We start from the raw sequence: 16,142 nt of genomic DNA, 5'->3' as shown, positions 1-16,142 counted from the left end.
AGCGCGACCGCATGACAGAACGTCAGACACAACGGCACGAGGAGTCACCGTTGACCATCGCCCCCGAAGCCCGCACCGCCGCAGCACCGGTGCCGTCCCAGTCCACGTACCAGACCCGCGTCGCGGACTACTGGAACGCCGAGGAGAACCCGGTCAACCTCGAACTCGGAAAGATCGACGACCTGTACCACCACCACTACGGCATCGGCGCCGCCGACCGCTCCGTGCTCGACGAGCCCGATCCGGGACTGCGCCGCGAGCGCATCACCGCCGAACTGCACCGGCTGGAACACGCCCAGGCCGAACTGCTCGCCACCCATCTGGGCCCGCTGACGCCCGCCGACCGTGTCTTCGACGCGGGCTGTGGACGCGGCGGCGGCAGCGTGGTGGCGCATCTGCGGTACGGCTGCCAGGCGGACGGCGTCACGCTCTCCGCCAAGCAGGCCCAGTTCGCCAACGAGCAGGCCCGCAAGCGGGACATCGACGACCGGGTCCGCTACCACTGCCGCAACATGCTCGACACCGGGCTGCCGTCCGGATCGTTCGCGGCGTCATGGAACAACGAGTCCACGATGTACGTCGAGCTGGACCTGCTGTTCGCCGAGCACGCCCGGCTGCTGCGCCGCGGCGGCCGCTATGTGGTGATCACCGGCTGCTACAACGACACCTACGGGCGCGCCTCCCGCGAGGTGTCGCTCATCAACGCCCACTACATCTGCGACATCCACCCACGCTCGGCGTACTTCCGGGCCATGGCCCGCAACCGGCTGGTCCCGGTCCATGTGGAGGACCTCACCGAGGCGACCCTCCCCTACTGGGAGCTGCGCCGCGAGGCCGAGCACCTGGTGACGGGCATCGAGGACACGTTCCTGGACGCGTACCGGAACGGCAGTTTCCAGTACCTGCTGATCGTGGCGGACCGCGTCTGAGCGACCGTCAGGTCCGCGTCGACCACAGGCGTTCCGTGGCCGACGCGGGTCTTCCCCCGTCGGCCCGGCTGTGCTTGCCTGGGGAACCGTTTTCGGTGTCCGGGGCGGGAGTCGCCGTATGCGCAAGCCGTGGGTCGTCGGGGTGCTGCTGGCCGCCGTGCTCTTAGGGGCGTGCGGGGACCCGGCGTCCGAGCCGGAGGCCGCGCCCCCCGAGGTGCCTCGGGCGTCGGCCACCACCCACCAGCGGGCGCCCGCCTCGCCCGGCACCTCCGCCACGGCGCCCGCCGCACAGGCGCCCTCCGTGCTGTATCTGGGCGACTCGCTCGCGATGGAGGCGCAGAAGGTGCTCGGGCAGGAGCTGCGCCGCGACCTGCGGGCGACGTACACGAGCGCCCCGTACTCGGGCACCACCGTGTGCGACTACCTCGAGGGCACGGGCGAGCGGTCCCTCGTCCCGGTCGCGGACAAGGCGGCCACCCTGGTGCGCAAGCTGCGGCCGGACTTCGTGGTGCTGCAGTTCTGGGGCAACGCGTGGGGCTACACACCGTGCATGGACAAGATCACCTACGACGCCTCACCCGAGAAGTACTTCAAGCGGTACGCGGCCGACGTGAAGCGGCTCGCCGACCAGATCGCGGCCGCCGGGGACGCACGCATCGTCTGGGTCGCGCAGGGCCCGGACCCGATCACCCCCGACCGGGTCCGGCGCGTCAACGCCCTCTACGAGGCACAGGCCGCCGCCTCGGGGGACCTGGTCGCCGACGCGGGCAAGGCGGTGAGCGCGGCCGGGGCGCGCTATTCCTGGGTCCAGTACCTGCCGTGCACCGCGTACGAGCGCGCACACGCCGAGTACTGCACGCAGCCGGGCCGCGATCGGACGGCGCTGCACCGCGACGACGACTACCTGCACTTCTGTCTGGCGCCGACGACGTCGACACCGAAGCCGTGCCCGGTGCGCTCGCCCGGGATCCTGCGGATCGCCCTGGCGATCACTCGGGCGATCCGCGAGAATCCGTAGGCCGGGCTCACTCGCCGGCGTAGGCCTTGTCCAGGGCGGCGATGTCGAACTTGCCCATCGCCATGAACGCCTCGGTCACGCGGGCCGTCTTCGCCGGGTCCGGGTCGGTGATCATCTCCTGGAGCCGGTCCGGGACGACCTGCCAGGACACGCCGTACCGGTCCTTGAGCCAGCCGCACGGGCCGGGCTCGCCGCCGTTCTCGGTGAGCTTGGCCCAGTAGTAGTCGATCTCCTCCTGGTCCTCGCAGAAGATCATGAAGGAGGTCGCCTCGGTGAACTTGAACTCGGGTCCGCCGTTGAGCCCGAGGAACTTCTGGCCGTTGGCCGTGAACTCGACGGTCATCACGCTGCCGGCGGGCTGCATCGCGCCCTCGGGGTAGCGCGCGATCTTGCCGACGCTGGAGTTCTTGAAGATCGAGACGTAGAAATGGGCGGCCTCCTCGGCCTGGCCGTCGAACCAGAGACACGTGGTGAAGCCGTCGGTTGCCATGAGTACCTCCTGGGCGAGCGGAACGCTGTCATCTGTGTCGACCGATCCTCGCCCCGGAACTCATCGGTCGCGTGGCCCGTTAATCCAGATGGCCGTTACACCCTTCGGCACTAGCATCCCGTTCATGACGCCTTCTCCCGCCGACAGCGGCATTCATCCCTTCCGCATCGCCATACCGCAGAGCGACCTGGACGATCTCCACCGCCGCCTCGACGACACCCGATGGCCCGACGAACTTCCCGGGGTGGGATGGGCGTACGGGGTTCCGTCGGAGTATCTGCGCGAAGTGGTGCGGTACTGGCGGCACGAGTACGACTGGCGGGCCGCCGAGGCGCGGCTGAACGAGTGGCCGCAGTTCACGACCGAGATCGACGGCGCGCATGTGCACTTCGCGCACATCCGCTCCCCCGAGCCGGACGCCACCCCGCTGATCATCACGCACGGCTGGCCGGGGTCGATCGTCGAATTCCTCGACGTCGTCGGCCCGTTGACGGACCCGGCCGCGCACGGCGGCGACCCCGCCGACGCCTTCCACGTGGTCCTGCCGAGCATTCCCGGCTTCGGGTTCTCCGGGCCCACCCGGGAGAGCGGCTGGGAGGCGCGCCGGATCGCGGACTCGTGGGTGGAGCTGATGAGCCGCCTCGGCTACGAGCGGTTCGGCGCCCAGGGCGGCGACTGGGGCGCGGGCATCTCCCGCGAGCTGGGCCGGGTCCACCCCGACCGGGTCATCGGCATCCACCTCAATCTGCTGCCCGGCTCACAGGCGGCCACCGAGCCGACCGCCGAGGAACTGGCGGCGCTGAGCCCTGCGGAGCAGGAGCGGGCGCTCACCTCGTGGCACCGGTGGTCGTACTACCTCCGGGAGCAGGCGGGCTACTTCCATCAGCAGTCCACCCGGCCGCAGACCCTGTCGTACGCGCTCACGGACTCGCCGGTCGGCCAACTCGCCTGGATCGTGGAGAAGTTCCAGGAGTGGACCGACTCCGAGCATCTGCCCGAGGAGGCCGTAGACCGGGACCAGATGCTCACGAACGTGATGCTGTACTGGCTGACGGGCACGGCGGGTTCGTCCGCCCGGGTCTACTACGAGCGCGCGCACGCCGAGGGCGACCGCGTCGCCGCCCCGCACGAGCCCTCGACCGCCCCGACCGCGGTGGCGTCGTTCGCCGGCGACCCGCAGATCCCGCTGCGGCACAAGGCGGAGCGCACGGAGAACATCGTCCATTGGACGGAGTTCGACAAGGGCGGGCACTTCGCTTCGATGGAGCAGCCGGACCTGCTGGTCGAGGACGTGCGCGCCTTCTTCCGGCAGGTGCGCGAGAAGGACTGACCCGGCGTTCTGTCCATGCTCTGCCCGTGGCGAATCTGCCGCGGGCAGAGAAACCGCCTTCCGGCCTCATCCGCGGTCAACAGTGGAGTCGACGGCATCCGCGCCACGACGAGGAGAACCGATGACACCACTGAGCACACTCGCTCCGCGGGCGGAGGAGGGCGACACCCCTCCCACCCGCTTCGACGACCAGCTCGCGTCCCAGCTGCTGGCGCAGCGCATCGTCCTGCTGGGCACACAGGTCGACGAGGTCTCCGCGAACCGGGTCTGCGCCCAGCTGCTGATCCTGTCCGCGGAGGACCCGCGCACCGACATCGCCCTGTACATCAACAGCCCGGGCGGTTCGGTGCACGCGGGCCTCGCCATCTACGACACGATGCGGCTGATCCCGAACGACGTCTCGACGCTCGCCATGGGCTTCGCGGCCAGCATGGGCCAGTTCCTGCTGAGCGTCGGCGCCGAGGGCAAGCGGTACGCGCTGCCGAACGCGCGGATCATGATGCACCAGCCGTCGGCGGGCATCGGCGGCACCACCGCGGACATCGAGATCCAGGCGGAGAACCTGGAGTTCACCAAGAGGACCATCGAGCGGATCACCGCGGAGCACACCGGCCAGAGCCCGGAGACGATCTCCCGGGACGGCGACCGCGACCGCTGGTTCACGGCCGAGGAGGCCAGGGAGTACGGCATGGTGGACCGGGTGGTGGAGTCCCTCACGGACGTCCGCCCGGCTTCCTCCCGACGACGGATGGGGCTGTGAGATGGGGACCTACACGATTCCGAACGTCGTCGAGCGCACCCCGCAGGGCGAGCGGTCCTACGACGTGTTCAGCCGGCTGCTGTCGGAGCGGATCATCTTCCTCGGCACGGAGATCGACGACGGCGTCGCCAACGTCGTCATCGCGCAACTGCTCCATCTGGAGTCGGCGTCGCCGGAGAGCGAGGTCGCGATCTACATCAACTCCCCCGGCGGCTCGTTCACTTCGCTCATGGCGATCTACGACACGATGACGTACGTGCAGGCGCCGATCTCCACGTTCTGCGTCGGCCAGGCGGCGTCCACCGCGGCCGTACTGCTGGCCGGAGGGGATCCGGGCCGGCGGTTCGTGCTGGAGCACGCGCGTGTGCTGCTCGGTCAGCCGGCCACCGGCGGCAGCCGGGGCGTGGTGTCCGATCTCGCCCTGCAGGCCAAGGAGATGGTCCGGATCCGCTCGCAGGTCGAGGAGGTGCTGGCCCGGCACACGCACCACGACATCGCGACCCTGCGTGCGGACATGGACCGCGACAAGGTGTTCACCGCGCAGGAGGCGGTGGCGTACGGGCTGGCCGACGAGGTGGTGAGCCGGCGCCTCGTGCGGGTCTGAGGCGCCGGCGCATCCTCAGGCCGCCAGGCACATCCCGTCGTACGGCGCACCGGCCCTGCTGCGGCCACCGTGGGGCATCCGGCGGCTGGTGATCCGGACGAGCTCGCCCTGCGCACGCGACAGCAGGTCGCCGAGGCCGAGCCCGAGGGCGTGGGCGGCGGCCGCGAGGACCTCCGAGGAGGCCTCCTTGCGGCCCCGCTCCACCTCCGAGAGATACGGCATGGAGATCCGGGCCGCGTCGGCCACGTCCTTGAGCGTGCGCTCCTGGGTCAGGCGCTCGCGGCGCAGGACGTCGCCGACCAGGTCGCGCCACAGGGGTTCCTTGGTCTCCCCCTGCGGTGACGGAGCGGCGGCGGGACGCGCGGCAGGCGGGCGCAGCGGAATGACGCGGGCTTCGTTCGGCGGTTGGTTGCTCACTTCTTCAGACTAGGTTCCCTGGCCCCGCTGGGAAGGGATCAGCGTTCTGCTCTGGGGAGAATCGCCGGGCGGGCAGGGAGGGGGCCGGGCAGGGCCAACTCATCCTGGCGCCACCGGTGTTCGGCCGGTGCGTCACTCGTCGGTCAGCCGCAGCAGTGCCCGCACCCGCTTGCCGACCGGCACCTTTTCCACGGTGACCTCCGCCGCGAGGGCGTGCACTATCTCCAGGCCGTGCCGGCCGATCCGTTCCGGGTCCTTGGGGTAGCGGCGGGGCAGGGCGGAGCTGCTGTCGTACACGCAGATCATCACCGCGTCGTCCGTGCCCTCCAGGTCCAGGATGTACGGGCCGTTGCTGTGCCGGTCGGCGTTGGTGACCAGTTCGCTGACCACCAGGAGCACCTTGTCCTGGGCGGGCTCGCCGATCGTCGCGCACCACTCGGTCCTGAGCCGGCCCAGGAACCGTGCGGCGAAGGACCGCGCCTCGGCGATGCATCCCGGTTCACCGCTGTAGTGCGCCGCCCGCCGAAGCGGTTCCACGGGCACGTCGAAACCAGTCGGAATCACTGCCCCGTCCACGTGCTCGATCATGCGTTTCTCTCTCGGAAGCCGGCCCTGGCCGGACGCTGCTGCACCAGTCCTCGTACCCAGTGCGGAGCCGCGCAGTCTCCCTGCAGGTGGCGCTGTACGTCACAGCGACGGAGGGGGCTCCGCCGGCGGGAGAGCCACTCGTCCGGCAGGCCGACGCGGACGGACCTCCCGGAGGGCGCCCCGCGGCGGCGCTGCTTAGCGTGGGCAGGGTGAGCGTGCCGACCCCCACTCGTCCGGCCGTGGCCGGCCATGGCTGGGTGCAGGCCCTCGCGGCGGTGCTGGCCGGGCTGGTGTCGATGGGGGTCGTCGCATCGCTGGGGCTGTGGGCGGCCGGGGCCGCGGAGCTTCCGGACAACGCCTTTCCGCGGGTCGTCGCCGCGACCGTGGTCACGGCGGTCGGCGGCACGGTCGAGCTCTCCGGGGACGCCGGTGGGCTGGCCGAGACCGACGCCGGGCTGACCGTGATGCCACTGTCCGTCACGCTCGTCGGAGCCCTCGTCCTGGCCGCCGGTTTCCTGCGGCCGCTGCGGCACCGGTCGGTCAGCGGCGCCGGGGATCTCGCCGGATGGGCGGCCCGGATCGCCGTGCTGTGGTCGGCCGGGCTGGTCGCGCTGGCCTACGCCGCCCGCCAGACCTTCTCCCTCTCCCTCGGCGACCTCGGGGAGGACGTCCTGGGCGACCTCGGTGACCTGTTCGGCATCTCACCGGAAGTCGGCTTCACCACGGACGTCCCGGCGACCGTGTTCTTCGGTCTGCTGTGGCTGGCGGGCGTGCTGGTGGTGGCCCTGCCGGTCTCGCGCGGGACTCCGCTGCCGGGCCGGCTGCCGCGCTTCCAGGAGGCGGTACGTCCCGCCGCGTACGCCATGGTGGTGCTGCTGCTGGCGTGGGTCGGGCTGGGTGTCGTCGTCGGCCTGGTCGTCGCGGCGACACGCGGGCACGCAGCCGAGACGCTCGCGGTGATCCTGCTCGGAATGCCGAACCTGGTGTGGCTCGCCCTCACGATCGGGCTCGGCGCGACGTGGAACGGCCGGGTGGAGGGGCCGTTCGGGCTGCCCATGCCGCATGTCCTCGACGAGGTGCTGCGCGGCCGGGACGACGCCGCGCTCAATCTGGGCACGCTCGCCGAGCACGACAGCCGGGTGTGGTGGCTCGTCGCCGTCGACTCGGCCCTGCTGCTGGTCGTCGCGTTCGTGCTGGCGAGGCTCTCACCCGCCCGGATGCGCGCCTGGCAGCACGCCGTCCACATGGCGGCCGCTCTCGCACTCACGGTCCTGATGATCTGCCTCGTCGGCCGGATCTCCGCGCACTACGGCCTGTCGGTCCTGGGCATCGGCGACCTGGGCGGGGATCTGGGCGGTGAGCTGGTCCTGAGGCCCGAGGTGTGGGCCGCGTTCGGCCTGGCGCTGCTGTGGGGGCTGGTCGCCGGGTTCCTCGGCGGGGTGGCGGCCCGGCGGGTGCGGCACGGGGGCGAGGGCGCGGCGCCGCGGGAAGGATGACATCCGCCCGAGGGCCGGGGCGGTGCGGAAGAGAGGGCCGCCGTCGGCGGTGGGCGGGTCCTTGAGCGCCGTTCGGCGAGGTGGACCGGCTGCCGGGCCAGTACGCAGGAAGGGGATCGCCGGTGTGGCGCCGGATCGGCGCGCCGTGTCGGGCGTCGCGGCTGTGCGGCTTCACGCGATGGACACGAACAGCGCCGGGATGGTCCGCTGCATGCGCAGCGCGTCCACCGACTCGGCGAGCAGTTCGTACTCGGTGGTGTCGTCGCTCACCGCGAGCCTCACCAGTCGACCGGCCGCCAACTCGTCGGCGACCAGCTCCTGTTGACCGACGTCACCGCACCAGTTGCGCAGTACGGCCGGCACGTCGGGCACGGTGTCGCCGACCGGGACGAGCGCGCCGGGCGGGAAGTGCTCGGCGTCGGGTTGCGGGTCTAATCGCTCGGCGATCCAGGAAGCCCGGTCGCGTAACCACCACAGGGCGAGGGCCAGGGTGGGCGCCCTGTAGGTCCCCAGGGGTACACCGATGCGCCGTCCGCCGCAGACTCCGTATGCGGTGACATGGCACAGGAACTCGTCGTGCACGTAGCCTCCCCCGTGTTGCCGTGTTCGCCTCTCGGCGGACCTCGCTTTCCATGCGGCTCGTGAGCGGTGTGTAAGGGCGCCGTCGCCCCATGTGAGGCACCCTCGTAGTCGAGTATGTTCACTACTGAAACACTGTCACCACGACTTTCCGGCCAGTCTCCTGGCATATTCACAGCCGGTGTTGGCCGAAATACGGCGGGTACACGTCAACCTCGGGGAACGACCGGGCATTACCTCGGGAGTAATCGAGCTTTCCGCACCGGGCGGGCATCGTGGCGCTACCGGGTCGCCGTGACCGGCATCCGGGTTCCGACCAGCAGTGACGACCTCATCGACGACCTCGTGGAGGCTGATCGCCATGCCCGCGTCCACCGACCGCTACGACATCGCAGTCGCCCGATACTTCGAGGCCTGGAACGCCCGCGAGCCCGGTGAGCTGGCCCGGGCGGTCGCCACCGCGTGGACCCCGCAGGGCGGCTACACCGACCCCCTCGCCGACGTCCGCGGCCATGAGGGGATCGTGGCCGTCATCGCGGCGGCGCAGGCGCGCTTCCCCGGTTTCACCTTCCGGCTCACGGGCTCCGTGGACGGCCACCACGACACCGCGCGCTTCTCCTGGGAGCTGGCACGGGAGGCCGGGGATACCCCCTCTGGGGGAGGTTCGGCGCCGGTGGCCGGGTCCGATGTGATCACACTGGACGCCGAGGGACGGATCCTGTCCGTCCTGGGATTCCTCGACCGGGTGCCCGCTCAGGCGTGAGCGATGAGTTCCGTGCCTCGCGGCGGTCTGACCTCTGAAGGACGTACAGACCGCCGCGATGGAGGACACCATGACCACGAGCGGGAACATGGCCACGCACGAGAAGTTGGACGCGGAATTCACCGCCGTCCTGCTCAAGAGCCCCAGCAAGGGCGGCTGGACCTATGTCGTCTGGCCGGAGTCCGCCGACTTCTTCGGCACCCGCGGGCTGGTCAAGATCCGCGGGACCGTCGACGGACATCCGTTCCAGAGTTCGTTCATGGCTCTCGGAGACGGCACCCACAAGCTCCCCGTCAAGGCCGATGTGCGCAAGGCCATCGGGAAACAGGAGGGCGACCGGGTGACCGTCCACCTCACGGAACGGCTCGGCTGACGGAACGGCTCAGCCCTTGATCACCGCGTCGATCCGGGCCAGCTCCTCCGCGTCGAAGTCGAGGTTGCGGGCGGCGGCGACGCTGTCCTCGATCTGCTGCGCACTGCTCGCGCCGACGAGCGCCGAGGTCACCCGGCCGCCGCGCAGGACCCAGGCCAGCGCCATCTGAGCCAGCGTCTGGCCGCGGGACTTGGCGATGTCGTCGAGGGCACGCAGCTGACCCACCAGGTCCTCGGTGAGCCTGTCCGAGTTCAGGAACGGGCTGTCGCTCGCGGCCCGCGAGTCCTCCGGGATGCCGTCGAGGTAGCGGCCGGTGAGCACGCCCTGCTCCAGCGGGGAGAAGACGATGGAGCCGACCTGAAGCTCGTCGAGCGTGTCCAGCAGTCCGGATTCCTCCGGGCCACGGGCCAGCATCGAGTAGCGCGGCTGGTGGATGAGGAGCCGGGTGCCCAGCTCGCCCAGGATGCGCGCGGCCTCCCGGGTCTGCTCGGGCGAGTAGTTGGAGACGCCGACGTAGAGCGCTTTGCCCTGCTGCACCGCCGAGTGCAGCGCACCCATCGTCTCCTCCAGCGGAGTGTCCGGGTCGGGGCGGTGCGAGTAGAAGATGTCGACGTAGTCCAGGCCCATCCGCTTCAGGCTCTGGTCGAGCGACGACAGCAGGTACTTGCGCGAGCCCCACTCGCCGTACGGGCCGGGCCACATGTGATAGCCGGCCTTGGTCGAGATGATCAGCTCGTCGCGGTACGGCGCGAAGTCCGTCTTCAGCGCCTCACCGAACGCCGACTCGGCGGCGCCGGGCGGCGGGCCGTAGTTGTTGGCCAGGTCGAAGTGGGTGACGCCGAGGTCGAAGGCGCGGCGCAGGATGGCCCGCTGGGTCTCGACGGTGCGGTCCGCCGGGCCGAAGTTGTGCCACAGTCCGAGGGACAGCGCGGGGAGCTTGAGGCCGCTGCGTCCGGTGCGCCGGTAGGGCATGTCCGCGTAGCGGTCGGGGTGTGCGGTGTACAACGCGACTCCAGAGGGGTTGGCACACGGAGGACGGTTCCTGAGAACCGGTATTCCAGTCGGTATCCACTCTTTCGCGACCTGCGGGCAGTGGTCCAACAGGTAAATCCGATGGGATTCAGCGGATACGCTGCTCAATCATGGAACTACGCCATCTCCAGCACTTCGTGGCGGTCGCCGAGGACCAGCACTTCACCCGGGCGGCCGAACGCCTGATGGTGTCCCAGTCGGGCCTGTCGGCCTCGATCCGGGCACTGGAGCGGGAGTTGCAGACCCCGCTGTTCGTACGGACGACCCGCCGGGTGACGCTCACCCCGGCCGGCCGGGCGCTGCTGGGCGAGGCGGAGCGGATCCTGGCGCAGGTGCGGGCGGCCCATGAGGCGGTGGCCGCGGTACAGGGTGTGCTGCGCGGGATGCTGGCGCTCGGGTCGGAGCAGTGCATCGCCGGGGTGCATGTGGCGGGGCTGCTGGCGGCCTTCCGACGGCAGCATCCGGACGTGGAGATCTGCCTGCGCCAGGCGGGTTCGGGCGCGCTCGCGGAGGAGGTCGCGGCCGGGCGCCTCGACATGGCCTTCGCCGTACGGGCCGCGCAGGAGGACACCGACCAGCTGCGGGTCGTACCGCTGACCGGCGAACCGATGACCGTCCTGTGCCATCCGAGCCACCGGCTCGCGGCCGCCGGGGCGGCGGTCACTCCGGAGGAGCTGGGCGGGGAGGTCTTCGTCGACTTCCACCCGGACTGGGGCCCGCGCCGCACCACCGACGCGGTCTTCGCCGCCGCCGGGGTCCGACGGAGCGTCTCCCTGGAGGTCAACGACGTGCACAGCCTCCTGGACCTGGTGGACGAGGACCTCGGCGTGGCCGTCGTACCGCGCCACTTCCGGCACAAGCGGCGGTCGCTGACCGCGCTGCCCGTGAAGGTCGCCGACGAGAACGTCTACGAGACGGTCGCCCTGCTTCCGCCGCCGCAGGCCACCAGCCCGGCGGCCCGGGCCCTGATGACGCTGCTGGAGACGGAAGGCGCGTGACGGACGGGTGCGCGATGGTGGAGCCATGCATGCCAAGGACATCCTCATCGACGGATACAACCGCATCCAGGAAGAGGTCCACGCCGCCGTCGAGGGCCTCGGCCCCGACGACCTCACCGCCCGCCCCTCCCCCGACGCCAACTCCATCGCCTGGCTCGTCTGGCATCTCACCCGGGTCCAGGACGACCACATCGCCGACGCCTTCGACCTCGACCAGGTGTGGCTGACGCAGGACTTCCAGAAGACCTTCGGGCTCGACCTGCCACGCCATGACACCGGCTACGGGCACACCCCCGCGAAGGTCGCCAAGGTACGGGTCGACTCCGGTGACCTGCTGACCCGCTACTACGACGCCGTGCACGCCCAGACCCTCGGGGCACTGCACGAGGTGGCCGCCAAGGATCTGGAGCGCATCGTGGACGAGCGCTGGGATCCGCCGGTCAGTCTGGGCGTACGGCTGGTCAGCGTGCTGTCCGACGATCTGCAGCACATCGGACAGGCCGCCTATCTCCGCGGGCTGCTGAAGAGCTCCTAGCCGGCGAGCCGCTTCACAGCGCGGCCGCGTACCCCGGCAGGACGACATCCTCGATGAGGGCCTTGCGCTCGTCGAACGGGATGAACGCGCTCTTCAGGGCGTTCACCGTCACCGTGCGCAGGTCCTCGACGGTCCAGCCGGCCTGCTCGGCCAGCAGGGACATCTCGCGCGTCATCGTCGTACCGGAGACCAGACGGTTGTCGGTGTTGAGGGTGACGCGGAAGCCGAGTTCCTTGAGCGCGGTGATCGGGTGCTCGGCGATGGAGGTGGCGGCGCCGGTCTGGAGGTTGGAGGTGGGGCACATCTCCAGGGCGATACGGCGGTCGCGCACCCAGCCGGCCAGGCGGCCGAGCTTGCCGTCGACTATGTCGTCGGTGATGCGCACGCCGTGCCCGATGCGCTGGGCGCCGCACACCTGGAGCGCCTGGTGGATGCTGGGCAGGCCGTGCGCCTCGCCGGCGTGGATGGTGAACGGGACGCTCTCGCGGCGCAGGTGCTCGAAGGCGTCGAGGTGGTCGGCGGGCGGGAAGCCGTCCTCGGCTCCGGCGATGTCGAAGCCCACCACGCCCGCGTCACGGAAGGCCACGGCGAGGTCGGCGGCCTCGCGCACCCGGTCGAACATCCGCATTCCGCACAGCAGCGTGCCGACCCGCACCGGGGTGCCGGCGGCCGCCGCCTTCGCCATACCGGCGGCGAGGCCCTCCTGGACGGTCTCCACGACCTCGCTCATCGTCAGCCCGCCCCTGGTGTTCAGTTCGGGGGCGTACCGCACCTCGCCGTAGACGACACCGTCGGCGGCCAGGTCGAGGACGTACTCCTCGGCGGTGCGCAGCAGGCCCTCGCGGGTCTGCATGACGGCGAGGGTGTGCTCGAAGGTGGCGATGTAGCGGACCAGGTCGCCGGAGTTCGCGGCCTCGTAGTACCAGGCGGCGAGCTCGTCCGGGTCGGTGGTGGGCAGGGTGTGGCCGACCGTCTCCGCGAGCTCCACCACGGTGGCGGGGCGCAGGCCGCCGTCGAGGTGGTCGTGCAGGACGGCCTTGGGGAGGTGGCGGATCACTTCGGTGTCTACGCGCGTAGCAGTCATGGCGAGTCTTTCCTTGAGCCTTGAGCGGGGTGGTTCGGTGCGGCGGGAGGAGGAGCGAGCGAGGGAGGGAGGGAGGGAGGGAGGAGCGTAAGGCGGTTCAGTCGGCCGGCTGGAGCAGATCCCAGCGGTTGCCGTACAGGTCCTGGAAGACGGCGACGGAGCCGTACGGCTCGTGCCGTGGCTCCTCCAGGAAGGTCACGCCCGCGGCGAGCATGCGGGCGTGGTCGCGGGCGAAGTCGTCGGTGTGCAGGAAGAACCCGACGCGCCCGCCGGTCTGGTCACCGACCCGGGCGCGCTGCCGGTCCCCCTTGGCCCGGGCCAGCAGCAGACAGGCGCCCTCGTCGCCTGGCCGGACGACGACCCAGCGGGAGCCGTCCGGGCGCGGGGCGTCCTCGACGAGCCGGAAGCCGAGGGCTTCGGTGTAGTGGCGGATCGCCTCGTCGTAGTCGTCGACGACGAGGGTGACCAGGGCGATGCGTCTCATCGGGACCCTTCCGGGAGGTGCGATTGACGGGAGAGGTTATACGTAAAACGTCGCGGACGCCAGTCGCCCGCGGAAGGGGCCCTCGACTCCGGTCCGCAGACCTAGGACCCAGGCCCGAATCGAGGCGGGCCCCGGGCCCGATCCGCAGAGCCCGCTCCCCCGGTACCGTCCCGGCCATGAAGATCACCAAGCCACCCCGTGCACCCGAGCAGCGCAAGCGCGACCTCCTGGCCCGCCTGGAGAAGGAGATGGACATCTGAGTGGCCACGGCCGGCCCCGACGGGCTGCCGTGCCTGGTTCCGCTCTGGTTCGTGTGGCACGGCGAGTCCCTGTGGCTCGCCACCCGGCCGACCACCCCGACCGGACGCAACCTGAGCGACGGCGGGCGCGCCCGGCTGGCGCTCGGAGACACCTTGGACGTCGTCCTCGTCGACGGCGACGCGGAACTGCACACCGCCGACGATGTGCCGACCGCGGCGGCCGAGGCCTTCCTCACGAAGACGGGCTGGGATCCCCGGGCGGACGAGGCCGTGTACGTCTACTTCCGGGTGCGTCCACGCCTGGTGCAGGCGCGGAACGGGGAGCACGAGATGCGCGGACGGTATCTCATGCGGGACGGGGCGTGGGTGGTCTGAGCCGGGCGTACCGCTGCCCGACGTTCTTTTCACGCACGGGAGTTACCTGGGAGTAATCGCCGGTGGTTTGATGTGCGGCGCCACTCAGCCCTCACCCTCAGGGAGATCCAGTGACGCTCTTCGCACCGCGCCGCACCCCGGGCGCAGCCGTGCTCGCCCTCACGCTCGCCACCACCGGGCTCGCGGGCGCCGCGCCCACCGCCACGGCCGCCGACCAGGCACCGCCGCTGCGGGTGCTCTCGTACAACGTCTTCCTCTTCAGCAAGACCCTGTACCCGAACTGGGGCCAGGACCACCGGGCCGCGGAGATCGCGAAGGCGTCCTTCTTCCGCGGGAACGACGTCGTGGTGGTGCAGGAGGCCTTTGACAACTCGTCGTCCGATGCGCTGAAGTCCGCCGTGTCGGGCGAGTATTCGTACCAGACGCCGGTGGTGGGGCGGAGCAAGGACGGCTGGGACGCGACGGGTGGGGCGTATTCGTCGACGACGCCCGAGGACGGCGGGGTCACGATCCTCAGCAAGTGGCCGGTACTGCGCAAGGAGCAGTACGTGTACAAGGACGCGTGCGGGGCGGACTGGTGGTCCAACAAGGGTTTCGCTTATGTGGTGCTGAACGTGAACGGTGCCAAGGTGCACGTCGTGGGCACGCACGCCCAGTCGACCGACCCGGGCTGTGCCGCCGGTGAGGCCGCCGCGACGCGCAGCCGGCAGTTCAGGGCGATCGACGCGTTCCTGGACGCCAAGAGCATCCCCGCGGGCGAACAGGTCCTGGTCGCGGGGGACTTGAACATCGACTCGCGCACCGCCGAGTACGCCTCCATGCTCGCCGACGGCGGTCTGGTCGGGACCGACGCGCGCACCGGGCACCCGTACTCCTTCGACACGCGGGACAACTCCGTCGCCCGCGACCGCTACCCCGACGACCCGCGCGAGGACCTGGACCACGTCCTTCACCGCGCGGGTCACGCCCGTCCCCCGGTCTGGAAGAACGAGGTGGTCAAGGAGCAGAGCGTGCCCTGGACGGTGACGAGCTGGGGTACGGACTACACGTACACGAATCTCTCGGACCACTATCCGGTGACCGGGTACGCGGGCTGAGCGATGATCCGATGGCTGCGGCTCAACCGGTCTTCTGTCGCGCCGAGTCGAGCCGGGCCAGCTCGTCGCCGGTGAGGCGGAGCGCACCCGCGGCCACGTTCTCGACCAGGTGCTCGGGGTTGCCGGTGCCGGGGATGGCGAGGACGTGCGGGCCCTGGTGCAGGGTCCAGGCGATGCGTACCTGGGCGGGGCTCGCGCCGTGCGCCCGCGCCACGGCGACCACCTCGTCGTCGTGGGCGGCGGTCGCGCCCCGTTCCCCGGTGTCGCCGGCCACGGCGTAGAACGGTACGAAGGCGATGCCCTGCTCGCCGCACAGGCGCAGGAGTTCGTCGGCCTCGGGGTCGGGCCGGTCGAGCGCGTACCGGTTCTGCACGCACACCACGGGCGCGACGGTCTGGGCCTCGGCGAGGTGCCGTGGCTCCACGGCGGAGATGCCGAGGTGCCGGATCAGTCCCGCCTCGCGCAGTTCGGCCAGGGCGCCGAAGTGCTCGGCGATGGAGTCCTGCCCCATGCGGCGCAGGTACACGACGTCCAGGTGGTCGCGGCCGAGCTGGCGCAGGTTCTCCTCGACGTGGCCGCGCAGCTGGTCGGGGCGGGCCGAGGTTCCCCACGCACCGTGGTAGTCGCGGTGGGGGCCGACCTTCGTGGCGATGACCAGGCCGTCGGGGTACGGCGCCAGCGCGGTGTTGATCAGTTCGTTGGCCGAGCGAAGGGCGGAGAAGTAGAAGGCGGCCGTGTCGATGTGGGTGACGCCGAGCTCGACCGCCTTGCGCAGTACGGCGATCGAGCGGCCCCGGTCGCTCGGCACCCCGTGGTGGAAGGCGGCACTGCCCGTGAGCCGCATCGCGCCGAAGCCGACGCGGCTCACGGACAGGTCGCCGAGCTTCCAGGTGCCCGCGGCATCCGCGGTGATCGTTTCGGAGGTCATCG

General features: G+C 70.8%; 19 protein-coding genes and 1 pseudogene. 12 read left to right on the top strand and 8 right to left on the bottom strand.

Translation table 11 applies throughout. The features are described 5' to 3' along the window. Positions 1-50 precede the first annotated feature (50 nt). Positions 51-929 carry a geranyl diphosphate 2-C-methyltransferase gene (locus tag ACIREI_RS40875; protein WP_403344591.1) on the top strand — a complete coding sequence of 293 codons (879 nt, stop codon included), beginning with the start codon at positions 51-53 and terminating at the stop codon, positions 927-929. Between the two features lie 118 nt (positions 930-1,047). After that, positions 1,048-1,947: an SGNH/GDSL hydrolase family protein gene (locus ACIREI_RS40870; protein WP_403344588.1), complete on the top strand. Its 900-nt coding sequence runs from the start codon at positions 1,048-1,050 to the stop codon at positions 1,945-1,947. 7 nt (positions 1,948-1,954) lie between these two features. Here the strand turns inward: ACIREI_RS40870 and ACIREI_RS40865 are convergent, their stop codons facing one another. After that, entirely contained in the window at positions 1,955-2,437 is a 483-nt protein-coding gene (locus ACIREI_RS40865) for a VOC family protein (RefSeq protein ID WP_403344586.1), read from the bottom strand. A 124-nt stretch (positions 2,438-2,561) separates the two neighbouring features. Here ACIREI_RS40865 and ACIREI_RS40860 point away from each other — a divergent pair, with 124 nt between their 5' ends. The 3 genes from ACIREI_RS40860 (at position 2,562) to ACIREI_RS40850 (ending at position 5,131) form a co-directional block, all read left to right on the top strand. Continuing rightward, positions 2,562-3,767, top strand: a complete 1,206-nt coding sequence (locus ACIREI_RS40860) for an epoxide hydrolase family protein (RefSeq protein ID WP_403344583.1) — start codon at positions 2,562-2,564, stop codon at positions 3,765-3,767. Between the two features lie 121 nt (positions 3,768-3,888). Then, positions 3,889-4,527, top strand: coding sequence for an ATP-dependent Clp protease proteolytic subunit (locus ACIREI_RS40855; RefSeq protein ID WP_403344580.1), 639 nt, complete (start codon positions 3,889-3,891; stop codon positions 4,525-4,527). 1 nt (position 4,528) lies between these two features. Then, positions 4,529-5,131: a ClpP family protease gene (locus ACIREI_RS40850; RefSeq protein ID WP_403344577.1), complete on the top strand. Its 603-nt coding sequence runs from the start codon at positions 4,529-4,531 to the stop codon at positions 5,129-5,131. A 15-nt stretch (positions 5,132-5,146) separates the two neighbouring features. On the opposite strand, the gene ACIREI_RS40845 is transcribed toward ACIREI_RS40850, so the two are convergent. Together ACIREI_RS40845 and ACIREI_RS40840 are read right to left on the bottom strand one after the other, a co-directional pair. Further along, positions 5,147-5,548 (bottom strand): helix-turn-helix domain-containing protein, encoded by a 402-nt coding sequence (locus ACIREI_RS40845; protein WP_403344574.1) that lies wholly within the window; start codon positions 5,546-5,548, stop codon positions 5,147-5,149. A gap of 132 nt (positions 5,549-5,680) precedes the next feature. Further along, a complete protein-coding gene (locus ACIREI_RS40840; protein ID WP_403344572.1) occupies positions 5,681-6,136 on the bottom strand; it encodes an ATP-binding protein in 456 nt (151 codons plus the stop codon). Between the two features lie 209 nt (positions 6,137-6,345). Here ACIREI_RS40840 and ACIREI_RS40835 point away from each other — a divergent pair, with 209 nt between their 5' ends. Then, entirely contained in the window at positions 6,346-7,632 is a 1,287-nt protein-coding gene (locus ACIREI_RS40835) for a streptophobe family protein (RefSeq protein WP_403344569.1), read from the top strand. 171 nt (positions 7,633-7,803) lie between these two features. On the opposite strand, the gene ACIREI_RS40830 is transcribed toward ACIREI_RS40835, so the two are convergent. After that, on the bottom strand, positions 7,804-8,214 hold the full coding sequence (locus ACIREI_RS40830; RefSeq protein ID WP_403344566.1) for a hypothetical protein: 411 nt from the start codon (positions 8,212-8,214) through the stop codon (positions 7,804-7,806). A gap of 358 nt (positions 8,215-8,572) precedes the next feature. Between ACIREI_RS40830 and ACIREI_RS40825 the strand changes: the two genes are divergently transcribed. Beyond that, the gene (locus tag ACIREI_RS40825; protein WP_403344563.1) at positions 8,573-8,974 is read left to right on the top strand and encodes a nuclear transport factor 2 family protein; all 402 of its coding nucleotides are present in this window, start codon (positions 8,573-8,575) and stop codon (positions 8,972-8,974) included. A gap of 88 nt (positions 8,975-9,062) precedes the next feature. Then, entirely contained in the window at positions 9,063-9,347 is a 285-nt protein-coding gene (locus ACIREI_RS40820; protein ID WP_403344739.1) for a DUF1905 domain-containing protein, read from the top strand. Between the two features lie 9 nt (positions 9,348-9,356). Here the strand turns inward: ACIREI_RS40820 and mgrA are convergent, their stop codons facing one another. Then, a complete protein-coding gene (mgrA, locus tag ACIREI_RS40815) occupies positions 9,357-10,352 on the bottom strand; it encodes an L-glyceraldehyde 3-phosphate reductase (protein ID WP_403344557.1) in 996 nt (331 codons plus the stop codon). A gap of 137 nt (positions 10,353-10,489) precedes the next feature. Here mgrA and ACIREI_RS40810 point away from each other — a divergent pair, with 137 nt between their 5' ends. Continuing rightward, the gene (locus ACIREI_RS40810; RefSeq protein ID WP_403344554.1) at positions 10,490-11,377 is read left to right on the top strand and encodes a LysR substrate-binding domain-containing protein; all 888 of its coding nucleotides are present in this window, start codon (positions 10,490-10,492) and stop codon (positions 11,375-11,377) included. Between the two features lie 25 nt (positions 11,378-11,402). Beyond that, positions 11,403-11,912: a DUF664 domain-containing protein gene (locus tag ACIREI_RS40805; protein ID WP_403344552.1), complete on the top strand. Its 510-nt coding sequence runs from the start codon at positions 11,403-11,405 to the stop codon at positions 11,910-11,912. A 13-nt stretch (positions 11,913-11,925) separates the two neighbouring features. Here ACIREI_RS40805 and ACIREI_RS40800 read toward each other — a convergent pair whose 3' ends face one another. Beyond that, entirely contained in the window at positions 11,926-12,996 is a 1,071-nt protein-coding gene (locus tag ACIREI_RS40800; protein ID WP_403344550.1) for an adenosine deaminase, read from the bottom strand. Between the two features lie 97 nt (positions 12,997-13,093). Next, positions 13,094-13,480 carry a VOC family protein gene (locus ACIREI_RS40795; protein ID WP_403344548.1) on the bottom strand — a complete coding sequence of 129 codons (387 nt, stop codon included), beginning with the start codon at positions 13,478-13,480 and terminating at the stop codon, positions 13,094-13,096. Positions 13,481-13,656: 176 nt separating this feature from the next. Between ACIREI_RS40795 and ACIREI_RS40790 the strand changes: the two are divergent. Both ACIREI_RS40790 and sph read left to right on the top strand, forming a co-directional pair. Beyond that, a pseudogene (locus tag ACIREI_RS40790) lies at positions 13,657-14,115 on the top strand (pyridoxamine 5'-phosphate oxidase family protein). A 110-nt stretch (positions 14,116-14,225) separates the two neighbouring features. Then, positions 14,226-15,212, top strand: a complete 987-nt coding sequence (gene sph, locus ACIREI_RS40785; RefSeq protein ID WP_403344546.1) for a sphingomyelin phosphodiesterase — start codon at positions 14,226-14,228, stop codon at positions 15,210-15,212. Positions 15,213-15,234: 22 nt separating this feature from the next. Here sph and ACIREI_RS40780 read toward each other — a convergent pair whose 3' ends face one another. Then, a complete protein-coding gene (locus tag ACIREI_RS40780) occupies positions 15,235-16,140 on the bottom strand; it encodes an aldo/keto reductase (protein WP_403344545.1) in 906 nt (301 codons plus the stop codon). Positions 16,141-16,142: the final 2 nt, after the last annotated feature.

The sequence above is a fragment of the Streptomyces sp. NPDC093591 genome (genome assembly GCF_044764885.1).
GTDB lineage: Bacteria > Actinomycetota > Actinomycetes > Streptomycetales > Streptomycetaceae > Streptomyces.
Note: the sequence above shows the minus strand (reverse complement) of the source record. Positions and strands in the feature narration are given on the sequence as shown.